The organism is Yersinia alsatica, assembly GCF_025133195.1.
In the GTDB taxonomy this organism is placed as follows: Bacteria; Pseudomonadota; Gammaproteobacteria; order Enterobacterales; family Enterobacteriaceae; genus Yersinia; species Yersinia alsatica.
In genome coordinates this window covers 4,784,503-4,801,910 of record NZ_CP104006.1, presented here as the reverse complement: position 1 = coordinate 4,801,910, position 17,408 = coordinate 4,784,503, and the positions used below count along the sequence as shown (strand labels likewise).

Below are 17,408 nucleotides of genomic sequence, written 5' to 3'. Positions count from 1 at the left end.
GTTAATTACGATTACGGCTGACTTTAACCACATCTGGCATGATACGAATCTTACGCATAATGTTAGCCAGATGGACTCGGTCACGAGTAGTCAGGCGAATAAAGGCGCTGTATACCCGGCCATCTTTCTCTTCAGTATTCAGACTCTGAATATTAGATTCAGCAGCATTAATTGCCGCCGTCAGATTCGCCAAAGCACCTTGTTGATTGAACATGTCGACTTTGATTTCAGCAATAAACTCTTGCTCAGTCTCTTTATCCCATTCAACCGCCATAAATTTCTCAGGCTCTTTTTGGTAACCACGAATATTACGGCAGGATTCGTGATGGATAACCAAACCTTTACCTGGGCTGATATGGGCGATAATCGGGTCACCCGGAATTGGACGGCAGCACTTGGCAAAGGTAATCAGAACACCATCAGCACCTTTAATTGCCAAATTGCGGGTACCACCGGAGGTTGCCAGTGTTGATGGGTCACCTAAGAGGTTCTTAGCCACCACGACACTCATTGCATTACCCAAGCCAATTTCCGCCAGTAAATCATCCAGCGTAGCCAGCTTCATGCGGTCCAGCTCGCGCTTGATATTTTCTTCTGAAATATCAGATAGTTTCCGCCCATTCCCCAATGCATGATTCAGTAACCGACGGCCAAGGCTGACCGACTCATCGCGTTTAAGGTTTTTCAGTAATTGGCGAATTTTAGCGCGCGCTTTCGAACTGACGACAAAATTCAGCCAGGCTGCATTTGGCCGTGCACCCGGAGCGGTAATGATTTCAACGGTTTGACCACTGCTCAGTGACTGAGAAAGCGGGTATGGCTGGCGGTCAACACGAGCGCCCACACAAGCATGACCGATATCGGTATGCACAGCATAAGCAAAGTCGACCGGTGTTGCGCCAGCAGGTAATTCAACAATGCGCCCTTCCGGGGTGAAAACGTAAATCTCATCAGGGAAAAGATCAGATTTTACACTTTCAATAAATTCAAATGAGCTGCCCGCACTTTGCTGGAGCTCCAGCAAGCTTTGCATCCAGCGTTGAGCGCGGATCTGTGCGGTGGTGCCGGACTCACCTTGCTCTTTATAAGCCCAGTGTGCCGCAACCCCCATTTCGGCCATCTGATCCATATCTTCAGTACGGATTTGCACCTCTACCGGAACCCCATGAGGGCCGATTAATGAGGTATGCAACGATTGATAGCCGTTAGCCTTAGGGATGGCGATGTAGTCTTTTACGCGGCCCGGACGGGGTTTATACAGGCTGTGAGCCTGACCCAGAACACGGTAGCAAGTATCGACTTCTTTAACGATAACCCGAAAAGCATAGATATCCATGATGGAGTGAAAACGCTGCTCCTTCAGGTTCATCTTGCAATAGATGGAATAGAGATGCTTTTCACGACCACTGACACGGCAAGGGATACCTGCCTCGGTCAGACGCCCTTCAATCTCCGCCAAGATTTTCTGAATCATCTCTTTGCGGTTACCGCGAGCCGCTTTTACCACTTCTTTAATGACGCGGTAGCGATTAGGGTAGAGCGCTTCAAAACCCAGCTCTTCCAGCTCGGTTTTTAAATGGTGAATACCTAGCCGATGGGCCAGTGGGCTATATATTTCAAGGGTTTCGCGAGCAATTCGACGGCGTTTATCCGGGCGTAACGAGCCCAGAGTTCGCATATTGTGGGTGCGGTCAGCCAGCTTGATCAAAATGACGCGGATATCCTGCACCATCGCCATGATCATTTTGCGGAAGTTTTCCGCCTGAGCTTCTTTCTTGTCACGGAAGTTCAGTTTATCGAGTTTAGAGACACCCTCGACCAGCTCGGCTACGCTCTTCCCAAACAATTGCTCCATATCTTGATATGTAGCAGGGGTATCCTCGATGACGTCATGCAACAATGCCGCCATTAAGGTTTCGTAATCGAGCCGCATCTCCGCGAGAATACAGGCCACAGCAACCGGGTGAGTGATATAAGGCTCACCACTGGAGCGTGTCTGACCCTCGTGAGCATCACGTGCGACAAGATATGCCTGTTTGAGGCGCTTAATCTGCTCCTCTGGCAGGTAACGTTGAATCAGCAGATTCAGGCTTTCAAACAGGTACAAAGCAGACTCGCTGTCTAATTAACGACGACCTTCAGCAATTGCGGTTACCGCTTGGATCTCTGCGGCTTCCTGCTCTTGCTGTTCTTGGCGTTCACGCACATCAAGAATCTGATTAGTAATCAGGCCTTCTTCGATCTCGCGCAGCGCAATCACAGTAACTTTATCGTTTTCTTCTGGAACCAGTGCGTCTTTACCGCCGGACTGGATTTGACGTGCCCGACGAGCAGCGACCAACACCAGGTCAAAACGGTTACCAATTTTCTCTACAGCGTCTTGAACAGTTACGCGTGCCATAATTCTGCTACTCCACAGGTGACGAAATGACTGGGCATGATACTGAAACTCTGTTCAGTCTGCCAATAATTTGCTGATTAAAGCGTCATGCCGCTGTTTCTGGCGGCCTAAACGCAGTCGTTCTGCACGAATAATGGTTTTCAGATCAGACAATGCCAGATTGAAATCATCATTCACGATTAAATAATCATATTCTGCGTAATGGGTCATCTCAGCGACAGCTTGCGCCATTCGCTTAGCAATAACCTCTTCGCTATCTTGCCCACGGCCACGTAATCGGCGATCCAATTCTTCTTTGGATGGAGGCAAAATAAAAATACTACGCGCGGTTGGCATTTTTGCGCGAATTTGCTGCGCGCCTTGCCAGTCGATATCTAAAAATACATCGACACCGGTTGCAAGAACCTGCTCAATTGCCCGACGTGAGGTGCCATAGTAATTTTCAAATACTTTGGCATGCTCAAGAAAAGCATCATCATCAATCATCTGGCAAAACTCTTCTTTAGACACAAAGAAGTAATGCTCGCCGTGATTCTCCCCTGGACGTTTTGCACGTGTGGTATGAGAAATAGAAACCTGCGTGTCGTACAAAGGTTGTGTTTTTAACAAAGCCTGAATCAGGCTTGATTTCCCTGCACCACTGGGTGCGGAAACTATATATAGCGTGCCTTGAACCATGATGACGTTTCAGTTGATTAGGTTGATATACCCTTATTAGTTGAAGTTACAGTGGGGCTCGCGGGGTTTTCTCGCCAGAGTCGCTGATGTTATCAGGAATCCGTGATTTGCTCGCTTACAGCCTATCTGCAACGCCAATTATGTTGGGTGTATATAGAAAGCAGAAGTGTGAATCTCCGCACAGTATACACGGCTGCTACGCGTCATGCAGCGTTACAACGCATTTCACCTTAATGTTTTGTCTATAAACAGCACGATTTTATGCTTTTGCGGGGAGTATTGCGTAATTTTAGCGAGTTGCAGCAAGCATAAAAGTATTGTTCGGTAGCGCGCGCATTTAAATCTTTTTGCCTTCGACGGATAAAATATTTCAGGTTTTACTGGCGGTTGCCAAGGAGGTGGCGCTGATGAATGTGCAAAATTTTAAAATGTTAAGCCTAATAATTATTGGTTTTATCCATTGGGAGGTTAGGGCTGAATCTATCTGCCCGGAATGGTCGGAAAGACGAATGTCTGATGAAATTAATCTCTTGGATCAACAACTGAATAAGTGGGATATAGCCTATCACCAGCAAGGAATTAGTCTGCTGGATGACAATATTTACGATCAATTGCAGGATAAATTGCGGGGTTGGCGGGAGTGCCGCGAGCTGCCCGATAAAACGAATAATAGGCCCATACCAGGCAATGAGAAACAGCTTCATCCTGTGGCGCATACCGGATTAAAAAAACTTAAAGATGAGACTGCGCTGACTAACTGGATGTCGGGAAGGAAAAATCTTTGGGTACAACCTAAGGTTGATGGCGTTGCAGTTACGCTGGTATATCAGGCTGGAAAACTAACACAGCTCCTTAGCCGGGGGAATGGCTTGAAGGGTCAGAGTTGGATTGATAAAGCGCCATTCATTTCTGCTATTCCACAATATATTGCCATGGCTCCCCCTCTATTAACTTTGCAGGGGGAGCTATTCCTACAGATGGAAGGCCACCAACAAGCCCAATCTGGGGGAGTCAATGCCAGAGCTTCAGTTGCAGGAGCTCTGATGCGCAAGTATGCATCGCCATTGCTGGGCAAACTGGGCATATTTATTTGGGCATGGCCGGATGGGCCCAAGAACATGCTGGAGAGAACCACACGATTGCAAATAATGGGCTTCCCGTTGGCTACTCAATACAGCAAATTGGCGACTTCAAGTGAGGATGTTATTCAGTGGCGAGAGCACTGGTATCGAGCGCCACTGCCTTTCGTGACGGATGGTGTTGTTATCCGCCAAGAAGAGGAACCCGCAGGGCGTTATTGGCGATCAGCATCAGGAAATTGGTCGGTGGCGTGGAAATATCCACCTGTTCAGCAACTAACTGAAATCCAAGATATCCATTTTACCATTGGGCGTACGGGTAAGATCACTGTGGTTTTACAGGTTTCACCCGTAAAAATTGATGATAAATGGATTCGACGCGTGAATATTGGGTCTATGGCGCGCTGGCGGCAGTGGAATATTACCTCTGGAGATCAAGTTACCATCGCATTGGCCGGGCAGGGTATTCCGCGGCTCGATAAGGTCGTTTGGCGTGTCGGCCAAAGGCATGAGTTCAACCCACCGATAGCCGATAGATTTCATCAGTTGAGTTGTTTCCGCTTACCGCCCCTCGAATGTCAACCGCAGTTTATAGCGCGTTTAACATGGCTCAGTGGCCCTAACGGGCTGGATATGCAAAGTATTGGCGGTAAATTCTGGCAAGAGATTGTCTATCATGGGTTTATTAATAACATGGTTGGGTGGTTATCACTGACTGCCGAGCAAATAGCTACTGTTCCTGGTATCGGGCCAACACGAGCAGAAAAAATTTATCAACAATTTCAAAGCACAAAGCAGAAACCTTTTTCTCAGTGGTTGCCAGCATTAGGATTCCCACAGGGAGTGCCCGTTGGTACTCAGTGGCACTCTTTACAGCAACGTAACATTGCCGAATGGCGTTTAATTTCGGGGATTGGGCAGGTACGGGCAAAGCAGATTAACAATTTTTTATACCACCCAGAAGTGCAAGCACTGGCAGATTTTTTATCGCAACAGGGAATTGCAGGTTTCAGGCCCGAAGAGTGATCCTCTGCGGGCTTAGCTTAATGCTCAGAGTGCTCATATTTGAATACTGGCAGACCAAGACGGAATCTCAATGCCAGTAATCGTGCGCTCAGCCCTGTGACGAGTGTAATGATAACAACCCAGTTATGAGACAGCGGAGTGTATTGCAGAGCAATATAGATCCAAGCGGCGGCAAATGAGATACCGGCATAGATTTCTTTCTGAAATACTAACGGGATGCAGTTACAGAACATATCGCGCAGAACACCACCAAAGACACCGGTAATCACGGCTGCAATCGCCGCAATAATCGTACTGTGGCCCATATCGAGAGCAATTTGTGCACCAATAATGGAAAAAACAATAAGCCCAATAGCATCAAGCACTAGAAATAAATGCCGCAAATGCTTCATTAATGGCGCCATCCAAGTTGTGACTATCGCGGCAATGGCGACAATGACAATGTATTCCGGGTGTTTAACCCAGCCAAGTGGATAGTGGCCTAGTAGCATGTCTCTGACCGAACCCCCGCCAATGGCGGTTGCAGAGGCAATAATAATGACGCCAAACATATCCATTTGACGGCGGCCCGCAGCCAGTGCTCCGGTCATGGCTTCAGCTGTGATACCGATAATATAAAGAACACTGAGTAGCATAATGAATTAAATTTCTTAGTGGCTGCAAAGGCCGCAGAGTAATCACTAAGAGATAACGGTGCGACTGAGATTTTCTAAGCCATGCATTTAGGATTACTTAATCTAATCAAAATATTAGCTATCTTGTTAATATATATTCATAAAAAATGAATGATGTGATAATTGTTCATTAATAATTCTAGGTGAAAAACCACTCTATTGAAGAGGGATGGTAACACTATTGAGCGCTTTTATGATTATCTCGTCTTATTGCAGAGTTATTCGTCGGATGATAGCTTTTATTTCTATTTTATCTTTTATTTCAGTGGGATTTGTTCATGGATAAGTGGGTTAATCCGTTCCAATATCGGGCTGTACTTTTAGCGAGTGTGGTTACCGTTGGAGCATTACTAACGGGTTGTATTGATAGCACTAGCCATGCAAATAAATCAGTGGTGAAGGTTGTAGCTCCGGATTGTGTTAAAGGTGAACCAATGACACAAACGACACTCTATTTTGGCTTGAACCGCCCTCATGGTCCCGCCATTTCATCGACTGAATGGCAGTCTTTCGTCGATAATGATGTCACCAGCCGTTTTAAAGATGGTCTGACAGTTATTGAGGCTAAAGGGCAATGGTTGGGGAATGATGGCAAGATCGCCAAAGAAAGCAGCAGGGCGTTGGTGCTTATTCATAACGATGACAAAGAAAGTGCGATTGAAACTCTGCGTTCCCGTTATAAACAGCAGTTTGCGCAAGAATCCGTTATGCGAGTTGATGCGGCTGTCTGCGTTGATTTCTAAGCGTAAGTTTTGAGTCTGAATTCCGGCCTTCTACCTTCGAAATAACGAGAGGTAAAAGGCCGACTTATTATTTATTCTGTACGGTTAGAGTAAGTTTGGCTCACAAGACAAGGCCGGCAATCGCGGCAGAAAGTAAACTGACCAAAGTTGAACCATAGACTAGCTTTAATCCAAATCGTGAGACCACATTGCCTTGCTGCTCATTCAACCCTTTAATGGCACCAGCAACAATGCCAATTGAGGCGAAGTTAGCAAAAGAGACTAAAAAGACCGAGAGAATACCCAAACCACGCAGGGACATTTCGGCTGCAACCTTTTTCAGCTCAATCATGGCTACGAACTCATTTGCTACTAATTTGGTCGCCATAATACTGCCAGCCTGTAAAGCATCTTGAGCTGGGATGCCAATCAGTAGTGCGAGTGGATAAAATAGATATCCCAGCACACCTTGGAAACTGATATTGAATAAAGTGCTAAATAAAGCATTAATAGCAGAAATGATAGCAATAAACCCGATTAACATGGCAGCTATAATCATGGCGATTTTAAAACCGGCCAGAATATATTCCCCGAGCATTTCAAAAAAACTTTGGTCTTCATGAAGCTTATTCAGTTTTAATTCAGGTTCTTCTGTGACTGGGTATGGGTTAATAATAGAAAGAACAATAAAAGTACTAAACATATTCAGTATGAGTGCTGTAACCACAAATTTTGGATCGAGCATGGTCATGTAAGCACTTACAATTGACATGGATACTGTCGACATTGCCGTGGCGGCCATGGTGTACATTCTGCGTGGCGATATATCAGCAATAATGCCTTTATAGGCAATGAAATTTTCTGATTGCCCTAAAATTAAGGTACTTACGGCATTAAAAGACTCCAGTTTTCCCATGCCATTTACTTTGGATAACAATGTGCCGACGACCCGGATGATGAGCGGCAAGATACGGAAATGCTGTAAAATACCAATCAATGCGGACACAAAAATGATTGGGCAAAGGACATTGAGGAATATAAATGCTAATCCTTGCTCATTCATGTTACCAAAAACAAAACTGGTGCCGATTGCGGCAAATTTCATCAAAGATTCGAATAGTCCAGCAAAGTATTTTATCGCGCCCAATCCACTTTCTGAGTGTAAAAAGAAATATGCCAAGGCAATTTCTATAATTAGTAACTGAAAAATATAGCGCAGTTTGATGTTTTTACGATCATGACTTGCGAGTAAAGCCAAGACCGCAATAGCAATCAGCGCTAAGAGAAAATGGAGAATTTGTAGCATAAGAAATCCGTCAGGGATAAAAATTCAGTCAGCATTTTATCCATAATGGCAGGTTTTTTTCATCTGAAATTCAACCTTCTTGAACATATATATTCTACCCATTCTTTAATTGTCTCCTAAACATCCCGCTTGTTTAAATTTTTACTGCATTCCCCGTCATTTATCCATTGGGTGACTCACTATTTATCTGCCAGCTTAAGTTGCCGTCATTAAGGCAAATGTAGCGTTTCCTCAAGGAGGATAAGGCGATAGCACTATCTGTGTTCAACTAACTCATTGGATGGAATATGAATATGATTAATCTGCCTAGTTGCCGCCCTTTTACTGAAGCCGGCCATTTATCTCAAATATCGGCTTATTATGAAGAAGGCCGTAATACCATGTGGATGTTACTACGAGCTCATCCGCGCCCTTGTTTTAATCTAGAGTTAATTGAAAATATTATGACGCTAGTACAGACGGCTAAAGAGTCAAAATTACCCATCGATTTTTGGGTAACTGGCTCAGTGGTGCCCAATATGTTTAATGTGGGAGGGGATTTAAGCTTTTTTGCACAAATGATCAAAAGTCGCAAACGCGAAGCACTCATGGCATATGCTCGCGCGTGTGTCGATTGTGTCCATGCCGCTGCGCGTGGCTTTGATACTGGGGCGATATCTATCGCGATGATTGAAGGTAGTGCTTTAGGTGGAGGGTTTGAGGCGGCATTGGCTCATCATTTTGTGTTGGCGCAAACCACAGCCAGAATGGGTTTTCCAGAGATAGCTTTTAATCTATTTCCGGGTATGGGGGGGTATTCACTTGTTGCCAGAAAGGCAGGTATGAGGGTCGCGGAACAATTGATTTGGACAGGTGAACCCCATGCTGCGGAATGGTATGAGAGCCGTGGATTAGTTGATAAGTTATTTCAGCCAGGTGATGCTTATCTTGCAACTCGCACCTTTATAGACACGATCAGGCCTAAGCTAAATGGTATGAGGGCGATGATTCGAGTTCGTCAGCGTGTTTTGCAATTAACACGTTCTGAGTTAATGGATATTACTGAAGACTGGGTAGATTCGGCATTTTCTATTGAACCAAAAGATATCGCTTATATCGAGCGGTTAGTCATGTTGCAAGACCGGCATACTTCAGCAATGCCAAAAGCAATATAGTGCTGTACACCTAATCCAATAAAAGGTGAGGGTGTTGTGTTACCAGCCAATGCTCCAGTTCATCTGCGGGCATTGGTTTGGCGTAAAGAAACCCTTGTTTTTCATCAATGCCAATGGAGTCGAGAAATGCTTCTTCCTCTTGAGTCTCCACCCCTTCGGCAATCACTCGCATTTTCAGTGCCTCGGCGACAACAATAATGGCTCGAACCAGAGATTGTGAAATGGGATTATTATCAATATGGCGAACAAAACTTTGGTCTAGTTTAATCGCATCAATAGGGATACGCGCTAATTGAGAAAGTGAAGAATAACCCGTGCCAAAGTCATCTAAATGAACCTGAGCACCTAAGTGCCGTAACTGTTTCATGATATTGATGGCAGCATCTTCATCATCAATTAAGCAACTTTCTGTTAATTCAACATCGACCAGACTGCATTCCAGGTTACTGGCTTCAAGGGACTCAATAAAGCTGGTGACGATAGCCTCATCAATTAACTGGCGGGCAGAAACATTCACTGCAACTCGCAGGTTAATCCCACGTTTTTTCCAATCGACAGCCTGTTGCATCGACGTTTGTAGAACCCATTTGCCAAGTGGTCTGATCAACCCTGATTCTTCTGCATATGAGATAAACTCCAACGGAGCAATTAAACCCCTTTCCGGTGATAGCCATCTAACCAACGCCTCGACACTGTGCACTTTTCCTGTTTTTGTGGATATTTTAGGTTGGTAATAGACTTGCAGCTGATGTTGTTCTAAACCTTTGCGCAAATTGGTATCTAGCCAAACATATTCTGAGATTTTTTTATTCATCTGTTGTGAGAAAATCGAATAGGTTTGCTTCCCGTGTTCTTTTGCTGTGTACATGGCGGTATCTGCACTGCGAATAATATTTTCCAATGTGTCACCATGCTCTGGGCATAAAGCTATTCCAATAGAGCATCCGGTATATACTTCAATCAACCCCACCCGGAAAGGCAATTTCATGCGGTTTAGAATTCGCTGAGTTATCATTTCAAGCGAGTTCATGGTGGCATTTTCGACTAAAACAATAAACTCATCACCGCCAAGTCGGGCCAGCATTTCGCTCTCACCCAAGCAGCTTAATATAGCTAGCGAGACATCTTTCAGTAATCGATCACCAAACATATGACCATAATGGTCATTCACTTTTTTGAAGTTATCGAGATCAAGATAAATAATACCTACCGAGGTATCACCACGGGTTTGGATTGCGCTATTAATACGTTCATGAATGGCGTGGCGGTTAGGCAATCCAGTAATCATATCGGTATTAGCCAGAATCCTGAGGCGCTCTTGAGCGCGCCTCTCCTTGGTAATGTCAGTGCCGGAACAGATAAGATAACGTTCGTTTTTTCCACTGCCACTATGAACAAATTTATTACGGAATAAGAACAGGCGCTTTCCTTTGACGGTATTAACCCAACGCTCAACCTCATAAGAGGCACCACGCTGGAAGAAACCCTCAATATTTTTGCGTGATGACGCTCCTTCTTTGGCGGTCATAAACAAGTCATAGACATTTTTGCCAATGACGTCCTGTTCTTTTTTACCCGTATATTCTTCGCTGAGGTGATTAAAACGTTGGACGTAACCATCTTTATCAAGAATAACAATAACTGAATTAGCTTCAGAAACTACCTGTTCTGCAAAGGAAAGGCCCATCACTAAATCACGGGCGACAGATTCAGTATCAGCGTACGCGGAAGCTGTTCCGCCCCACTCTTTGTCATTAATTTTACGGCCCACAAGATGTAAATGAAGGGGATGACCATAAATTTGAATTTCAATATCTAAACTGGCAGTAATACCGGTTAAGCTCCGAATTTTCATTGTTTGAACTGAATTCAGAGGTATTGCAATATTGGGTGTTTCTTTAATCGCAGACAACTCTAAAGCCTGGCTATCAAAAGCAAGCCGCCAAAATGGGCTATGGGTGCCAAAATAAGTGTTAAGGATCGATGTGTCTTGGTCTTCGAACATATGCGATCCTCTAAAAGTGTATATGTGCCTGTTAGTTACCTTAGCCAGAAATTTAAACAGCTTATCCCTAGCTTTCCCAGTCATGATGGTAATTCTAGTCTCTAGAACATGACCCTATCGAGAGCTCTCAACGAATAAAGTATATGTGTAATTTCTTCATACCTGATCGTAGATAGTAGCGATAATCATATTAAATGCTCTTCCTACTTTCAGATTGTGATGAAAGTTAAGCATGAAAAAAATAAAAAATACTAATTTTTTATGTTGTTATGCTCATTTAGGCAAAGTCTTAAAAGTGGAGCGGTATGGAAGATGAACTTTTTACTTATGTGGGTAACGAGGGAGACGTGTCTTTTTTAACGGATTAATGATGAAAGCATACCAGTGGTAAGCGATTTGGGTATTCCATTTCAAATGAATATTAGAATACCCAAGATAAATCATGATCAGGATTTTTCGGCAATTTTTTTCAAATATTCATTGTTTTTAAAGGCAATCATGATCATCTCAAAACAAATTCGAGAAGTCAGACCACCACCAATGATGCTGAAAAAGCCCGCGATAATACTAGTCTGTACCATTACAAATACGCCAGAGATAATGATAAGTACCAGTAAAAGCCAATATAAACCGGTAAGAATTTTTGGTGTCAGCAGTGCATCAAAAAAAAGTACATTCTTAAGCATTACAAGTTCCTTCTTATTTAAACGTTAAATTTCCGGCAGCGATTATGCATTAGCTTTAAAAGGCTGACTATACGTTTACCCTCACTAATGCTGTGGGAATGAAATAATAGGACATTTCTTGTACTTTCTTTTATTAGCGAATGCCTTTACTTAAAGTTAAGTACCATTCCAACACCAACTTCCTCTATATCAACCGTGCTGGCCAGTGCTATTTTTGCTTTTAGGTCAGTACAGTGACAAGGATATAGTGCTTTAGCATTAATTCGTTGGAAATAGTCGGAAGTTCTGTCGAGTATAGTTGTTTCTGTATTTAATAGATGGAATCCACCAATTACCGCTCGCACACGTTTATCACCCGTTATTTTAATAGCATAATCGACAATATTGCAGATGCCAGAGTGGGAACAACCGGTGATAATCACAATCCCTGTTGGGCTGGTATAAACCATTGCACTATCGTCGATGACAAAGTCATCAACCTCATGACCGCAGCAATTGACGGTTTTCCCAATAGGATGCAGACCTTCAAAATCGTTACCACGCTCAATTTCACCTAAAAAAAGCAGATTATCGGTAATGTAATAGACGCCTGACTGATTAACCCGTTCGAAAAACGTTGGGTAACTATCAGCCGGTAAATTGGCACCTATTGATTTATCTTCATGGTATTTAGGTAAAAAAGCATTGGGGTGGGCCACAAGCTTTATTTTATTCGTACTAGGGTGATTTATCCGGTCAAGATGTTGTGCAAGGTGGGTTAAACCCCAGCTATGGTCATTATGGCCATGAGAGAGAATCACACTATCAATGTTGCTAATATCAATACCCAAAATTGCTGCATTACGTAAAAAAATATCGGAATAACCGGTATCAAAAAGGAATGTTTTTCCATCAACTTGAAGGTGATAACAAACGCCTGGCTCAGCGATAAGGTATTTATCTATCAAAGTATTGTTATCAACCAGTACTGTTAACTGCATATCCTTTTCCTTGTTTACTCGTGTTATTCCAATATCGTGACTATTTTCGGCTATCGAACAGTAATTTACAGGCTAATCCGGCAAAAACGCCGCTAAGTAAATAGTTAGGCCAGCGCGCTGAGAATGCTCCGGTATTAAAGCGATTACGCATATTACTGACTAGCAAAATCAGGCCGCCATTAATAACTAGACCTATCGCATTCAGGATGGTTGCTAGTAACAGCATTTGCACAATAACTGAGCCAGATTGCGGCGTGATAAATTGTGGGAATAGCGCTAATACGAACAGCGCCATTTTAGGATTCAATAGATTGGTCAATAGCCCTTGCCGGAATGCCTTATGCGCGGAAGCTGGCTGTGGTGCTGTTTTTGCTGCCGTGTGACGAGTAGATGCCAATGTTTTCCATGCCAGATAAAGTAAATAGCAAGCGCCGAGAATTCGCACTGCATCATAAGCCAATGGGACGACCACAAAAAGTTGTGAAAGCCCTAATGCGGCAGCCAAAGTATGGCAATAAGTTCCCAGTTGGATACCTGCTAGTGAGGCAAAACCTGAGGCGCGCCCCTGACTAATACTGCGTGAAGTGATGAGCAGCATATCTGGCCCCGGTGTTGCTGCAAGTGCAACACAAGCGCCAGAAAACAGCAGTAAAGTGGATGTGGCAATCATAATTACTCCGCAAGAATTACTGGAAAATCGTGGCGATGGATTCTGTTTGCTCAACATACTCCAGATAATAGGGAGAAAATAGTGCCGGTGCTCAGTTGTTTGATATCCGCCGGGGCTTGTTTAACGCGTTACAATTCAGTGATAATTATCCTATAGCTGGCAATCACGAGAGGGTAAGAAACGAATGATAAGACGAGCGATACCTACGGACTCCTCCCGTTTAATCGAAGTTTGGGAAAGTGCGGTTAGAAAAACGCATCTGTTTTTAACTGAGGCGGATATTCAATTTTATTTGCCACAAGTACGGGATATTTATTTACCTGCACTGGAGGTTTGGTTATTTGAAAAGGATGCAGAAGTGGTAGGGCTGATTGGCCTTGATGGTAATAAAGTAGAAATGTTGTTTGTGGATCCTGCTTATCACGGCAAAGGAATTGGTAAAGCGCTGCTAGCTCATGCTCAACATTTAAAGGGAAAATTAAGTGTCGATGTGAATGAGCAAAATCCAGCTGCATTGGCTTTTTACCTACATTGCGGATTTATAAAAACGGGGCGTTCAGAACTGGATGGCGAAGGGAAACCTTTCCCACTGATTCATTTAGCGCAATCCGAGCAATAAAACCCCGTTTTTATTGGCGCGGCCTATTCACTCTCGTCAATGTTGAGCTAGCCAAATAACTTATTGCTCCCGTAATATTTCGCGAAAATGCATCACCAGTGGTCGTTGATTTGCTTTATGCCACACTGCCCACAACTGGGTCGAATATTGCATCCACGGGATTTCACGTAGCACAACGCCTTCTGGCGCATTGTGGCGCAAACTGTTTTGGATTAACGCCAGTCCGAGACCTGCCGCTACCAGCCCAAGCGCAGTTAATGGTTCCCCCGCTTCCAGACGAATGTCCGGATTAAAGCCAGATCTGACACAGGCGGCGACAAAACCATCGCGCGAGTGTGCGTCATCATTGTGAATCACCGCAATCCACTGCTGATCAGCTAACTGCTTCGGTAATATATTTTCCACCTGCGCCAGTGGGTGGTTTTGCGGCAGTGCCAGCAGCATGCGGTCATCAAGCACCTGAATATACTCAAGATCCTGCTCTCCTTCCGGCGGCGTTGTATCTACCAGTGAGAAATCCAGACTGCGCTGGCGCAGACCTTCAATCTGTGTGGCTGGTGGCTGGCTATAGAGTGCAATATGCACATCTGGGCGCGAGGTGCGCAGAGTACGCAGCGCGGTAGAGAGCACACCTGAGTGCATGGCATTTTCGATATAACCAATACACAACCCCCCGTCTTCCCCTCGCCCTAAGCGCTTGCCCAGTGACTCCAGACGATTGGCGTGGGTCAATAATGAACGTGTTTCCGCAAGAAAAGTCTGCCCGTCCGCTGTCAGGCGAATGCGCTGTTGGTTGCGCTCGAACAGCATTAACCCCAAACGTTCTTCAAGCTGGGCAATCTGGCGGCTCAGTGGCGACTGCGAGATATGTAAGCGCTCGGCGGCGCGGCCGACGTGTTCTTCTTCGGCAACCACTACGAAGTATTTCAGCTGGCGTAAATCAATCATGTTAGACCTCAAAGGACTTAAATTAGACAAATTATGTCCTATCAAGTCCTAACCTTGCAAGGTATTGTGATCGCCGTCACAGGGAAGTAGCAAAAACACCCTAACTGAACTCTCCCGATACGGGAAAAAATATTGAGGACATCTTAATGAGCATTAAAAATATTCTTCCAGGCAACATTGGTTTAGGTGGCGCGCCGCTGGGCAATATGTTCCGCGCTATTCCTGAAGAAGAAGCACACGCCACCGTCACCGAAGCATGGGATCTGGGCGTTCGCTACTTCGATACTGCGCCGCTGTACGGTTCGGGTCTTTCCGAAATCCGGATGGGTGAAGCACTTTCTCAGTATCCACGCGATCAGTTCGTCTTGAGCAGCAAAGTCGGCCGCATCATGTTGGATGAAATGGAAGACCCGGCCACTCGCGATTTCGGTGAAAAAGGCGGTTTGTTTGAGCATGGCCTGAAAAACAAAATTCTCAACGACTACTCTGCCGACGGCACTCTGCGTTCTATTGAAGATAGCTTAAAGCGTCTGAAAACAGACCATTTGGATATCGTCTGGATCCACGACCCGGCTCAGGATTTTTATGGTGATAGCTGGCTGGAGCAGTTCAACATCGCCCGTACCGGTGCCTTCCGTGCGCTGACGCGTCTACGTGACGAAGGGGTGATTAAGGCTTGGGGGCTGGGTGTTAACCGCGTTGAGCCATGTGAACTGACATTGGCACTCGATGAGCCAAAACCAGATGCTTTCCTGCTGGCAGGCCGTTACTCCTTGCTGGATCACAAACGAGCCTTACAGCGCCTGATGCCGGAAGCGCTGGAACAGAATGTCGATATCGTGGTCGGCGGCCCTTACAGCTCTGGCGTATTGGCCGGCGGTGACCACTTCGAATATCAGAAAGCCTCTCCACAGATTCACCAGCAGGTTGCGCAAATTAATGCGATTGCTACTTGTTTCAACGTTGACGTGAAAGCCGCCGCACTACAGTTCGCGCTGGCTAACCCAGCAGTTGCTGCGGCTATCCCGGGCTCTAGTCGTCCAGGCCGTATGGCAGAAGATCTGGCTGCACTGCAAGCCTCTATTCCAGCTGAATTCTGGGATGAAATGCGCCGTCAGAATTTGGTTGCTGATAACGCGCCGCTGCCGACTCGTTAATTTTTGCGGGGTCAGAAGGCCCCTCCAAGCTATGAGTAATAACATGAAATTAGATCTTTCCAACAAAATCGCTGTGGTCAGTGGTTCAACATCCGGCATCGGGCTTGGCATTGCTAAAGGACTGGCGCAAGCCGGTGCCACCGTGGTTATCGTCGGCCGTCAGAAACAGGGGGTTGATAGTGCGATTACTGCGATCAGCACAAAACTACCGGGCGCGTCGCTGCGTGGCGTTGTTGCTGATCTTAGCACCGAGCAAGGGGTTGCCACTCTGTGCGCCGCGGAGCCGCAGGCCGATATCGTTATCAATAATCTCGGTATCTTCAACGATAAAGACTTCTTTAGCGTTCCCGACGAGGAATGGATGCACTTTTATAACGTTAACGTCCTTTCTGGTGTACGGCTGTCGCGCCACTATGCCAAAGGGATGGTTGAACAGGGCTGGGGACGCATCATTTTTGTCTCATCTGAATCAGGTGTGGCAATCCCGGCTGACATGATCAACTACGGTGTTACCAAAAGCGCCAATCTGGCGGTGTCGCACGGCTTGGCAAAACGCCTGGCGGGAACCGGCGTGACAGTCAATGCCATTTTACCTGGCCCAACCTTTACTGAAGGCCTGCAAGAGATGTTGGCGGATGCCACCGCATTATCGGGCCTCAGCCCGCGCGAACAAGCCGACGAGTTCGTCAAAACCGCGCGTCCTAGCTCCATCATCCAGCGTGCAGCGGATGTCGATGAAGTGGCAAACCTCGTGGTTTACCTGGCTTCACCGCTCTCTTCGGCAATCACAGGTGCTGCTCTGCGGGTCGACGGCGGTGTCATTGACACCCTGACAATGTAATTTTATCTAACTGAAATTAAGAGAAAAAAATGACTAATACGACTGTATCAATTGAAATCCCTGCTTCTGCCGACACGGTATGGCAACTGATGGGCGGCTTTGACTCCCTGCCTGATTGGCTGCCGTTCATCCCGAAAAGTGTCGTTACAGAAGGAGGTCGCGTACGCACTCTGACCACCGCTGACGGCGGCACCGTTATCGAGCGTCTGGAAGCCTTTGATAATCGTCAGCGCAGCTACAACTACTCCATTATTCAGGCACGGTTCCCGATAGTTGATTATTTGTCGACGATCTCGGTTCACACCACTGCCGACAACAATATTACCCGAGTGGAATGGACCGGCAGCTTTACGCCAGTCGGTGTCAGTGATGCAGAAGCTGAAGCGCTGTTCTCCGGCATTTATCGTGGCGGCCTAGAAGCGCTGAAAAATAACTTTGATGCTTAATAGTATCGAATCAATA

17 protein-coding genes are annotated in these 17,408 nt (G+C 45.5%); 7 read left to right on the top strand and 10 right to left on the bottom strand.

All coding sequences use genetic code 11. The annotated features are described in order from the left end of the window. Position 1: 1 nt before the first annotated feature. Genes spoT through gmk form a run of 3 tightly spaced genes read right to left on the bottom strand, consistent with a single transcriptional unit; the run spans position 2 to position 3,079 of the window. Positions 2-2,107, bottom strand: a complete 2,106-nt coding sequence (gene spoT / locus N0H69_RS21730; RefSeq protein ID WP_004710426.1) for a bifunctional GTP diphosphokinase/guanosine-3',5'-bis pyrophosphate 3'-pyrophosphohydrolase — start codon at positions 2,105-2,107, stop codon at positions 2-4. Between the two features lie 18 nt (positions 2,108-2,125). After that, positions 2,126-2,401: a DNA-directed RNA polymerase subunit omega gene (rpoZ, locus tag N0H69_RS21725; protein ID WP_004392061.1), complete on the bottom strand. Its 276-nt coding sequence runs from the start codon at positions 2,399-2,401 to the stop codon at positions 2,126-2,128. A 54-nt stretch (positions 2,402-2,455) separates the two neighbouring features. After that, positions 2,456-3,079 (bottom strand): guanylate kinase, encoded by a 624-nt coding sequence (gene gmk / locus N0H69_RS21720; protein ID WP_004710427.1) that lies wholly within the window; start codon positions 3,077-3,079, stop codon positions 2,456-2,458. A 407-nt stretch (positions 3,080-3,486) separates the two neighbouring features. On the opposite strand from gmk, the gene ligB reads away from it, so the two are divergent. Then, complete coding sequence (gene ligB / locus N0H69_RS21715; protein WP_050152091.1) at positions 3,487-5,184, top strand: NAD-dependent DNA ligase LigB; 1,698 nt, start codon at positions 3,487-3,489, stop codon at positions 5,182-5,184. A 17-nt stretch (positions 5,185-5,201) separates the two neighbouring features. On the opposite strand, the gene N0H69_RS21710 is transcribed toward ligB, so the two are convergent. Beyond that, complete coding sequence (locus N0H69_RS21710; RefSeq protein WP_004710431.1) at positions 5,202-5,819, bottom strand: trimeric intracellular cation channel family protein; 618 nt, start codon at positions 5,817-5,819, stop codon at positions 5,202-5,204. Positions 5,820-6,136: 317 nt separating this feature from the next. On the opposite strand from N0H69_RS21710, the gene N0H69_RS21705 reads away from it, so the two are divergent. Next, positions 6,137-6,601 carry a DUF3574 domain-containing protein gene (locus N0H69_RS21705; RefSeq protein WP_050123968.1) on the top strand — a complete coding sequence of 155 codons (465 nt, stop codon included), beginning with the start codon at positions 6,137-6,139 and terminating at the stop codon, positions 6,599-6,601. A gap of 100 nt (positions 6,602-6,701) precedes the next feature. On the opposite strand, the gene N0H69_RS21700 is transcribed toward N0H69_RS21705, so the two are convergent. Beyond that, positions 6,702-7,886 (bottom strand): NupC/NupG family nucleoside CNT transporter, encoded by a 1,185-nt coding sequence (locus N0H69_RS21700; RefSeq protein ID WP_050152092.1) that lies wholly within the window; start codon positions 7,884-7,886, stop codon positions 6,702-6,704. 287 nt (positions 7,887-8,173) lie between these two features. On the opposite strand from N0H69_RS21700, the gene N0H69_RS21695 reads away from it, so the two are divergent. Further along, on the top strand, positions 8,174-9,040 hold the full coding sequence (locus N0H69_RS21695; protein ID WP_050152093.1) for a crotonase/enoyl-CoA hydratase family protein: 867 nt from the start codon (positions 8,174-8,176) through the stop codon (positions 9,038-9,040). 10 nt (positions 9,041-9,050) lie between these two features. Here N0H69_RS21695 and pdeR read toward each other — a convergent pair whose 3' ends face one another. The 4 genes from pdeR to N0H69_RS21675 form a co-directional block, all read right to left on the bottom strand. Further along, complete coding sequence (pdeR, locus tag N0H69_RS21690) at positions 9,051-11,045, bottom strand: cyclic di-GMP phosphodiesterase (protein WP_050152094.1); 1,995 nt, start codon at positions 11,043-11,045, stop codon at positions 9,051-9,053. A 446-nt stretch (positions 11,046-11,491) separates the two neighbouring features. Continuing rightward, positions 11,492-11,731: a DUF4282 domain-containing protein gene (locus N0H69_RS21685; protein WP_050110131.1), complete on the bottom strand. Its 240-nt coding sequence runs from the start codon at positions 11,729-11,731 to the stop codon at positions 11,492-11,494. Positions 11,732-11,877: 146 nt separating this feature from the next. Continuing rightward, a complete protein-coding gene (locus N0H69_RS21680) occupies positions 11,878-12,711 on the bottom strand; it encodes an MBL fold metallo-hydrolase (protein ID WP_050152095.1) in 834 nt (277 codons plus the stop codon). Positions 12,712-12,751: 40 nt separating this feature from the next. Beyond that, the gene (locus tag N0H69_RS21675) at positions 12,752-13,381 is read right to left on the bottom strand and encodes a LysE family translocator (RefSeq protein ID WP_050152096.1); all 630 of its coding nucleotides are present in this window, start codon (positions 13,379-13,381) and stop codon (positions 12,752-12,754) included. Between the two features lie 184 nt (positions 13,382-13,565). Between N0H69_RS21675 and N0H69_RS21670 the strand changes: the two genes are divergently transcribed. Continuing rightward, on the top strand, positions 13,566-14,000 hold the full coding sequence (locus N0H69_RS21670) for a GNAT family N-acetyltransferase (RefSeq protein WP_050152097.1): 435 nt from the start codon (positions 13,566-13,568) through the stop codon (positions 13,998-14,000). Between the two features lie 60 nt (positions 14,001-14,060). Here the strand turns inward: N0H69_RS21670 and N0H69_RS21665 are convergent, their stop codons facing one another. Next, positions 14,061-14,948: a LysR substrate-binding domain-containing protein gene (locus N0H69_RS21665; RefSeq protein WP_050152098.1), complete on the bottom strand. Its 888-nt coding sequence runs from the start codon at positions 14,946-14,948 to the stop codon at positions 14,061-14,063. Positions 14,949-15,094: 146 nt separating this feature from the next. On the opposite strand from N0H69_RS21665, the gene N0H69_RS21660 reads away from it, so the two are divergent. Genes N0H69_RS21660 through N0H69_RS21650 form a run of 3 tightly spaced genes read left to right on the top strand, consistent with a single transcriptional unit; the run spans position 15,095 to position 17,392 of the window. Beyond that, the gene (locus N0H69_RS21660; RefSeq protein WP_050152099.1) at positions 15,095-16,105 is read left to right on the top strand and encodes an aldo/keto reductase; all 1,011 of its coding nucleotides are present in this window, start codon (positions 15,095-15,097) and stop codon (positions 16,103-16,105) included. A gap of 43 nt (positions 16,106-16,148) precedes the next feature. Continuing rightward, positions 16,149-16,946, top strand: a complete 798-nt coding sequence (locus tag N0H69_RS21655; protein ID WP_050152100.1) for an SDR family NAD(P)-dependent oxidoreductase — start codon at positions 16,149-16,151, stop codon at positions 16,944-16,946. 29 nt (positions 16,947-16,975) lie between these two features. Then, the gene (locus N0H69_RS21650) at positions 16,976-17,392 is read left to right on the top strand and encodes an SRPBCC family protein (protein WP_050152101.1); all 417 of its coding nucleotides are present in this window, start codon (positions 16,976-16,978) and stop codon (positions 17,390-17,392) included. Positions 17,393-17,408 lie beyond the last annotated feature (16 nt).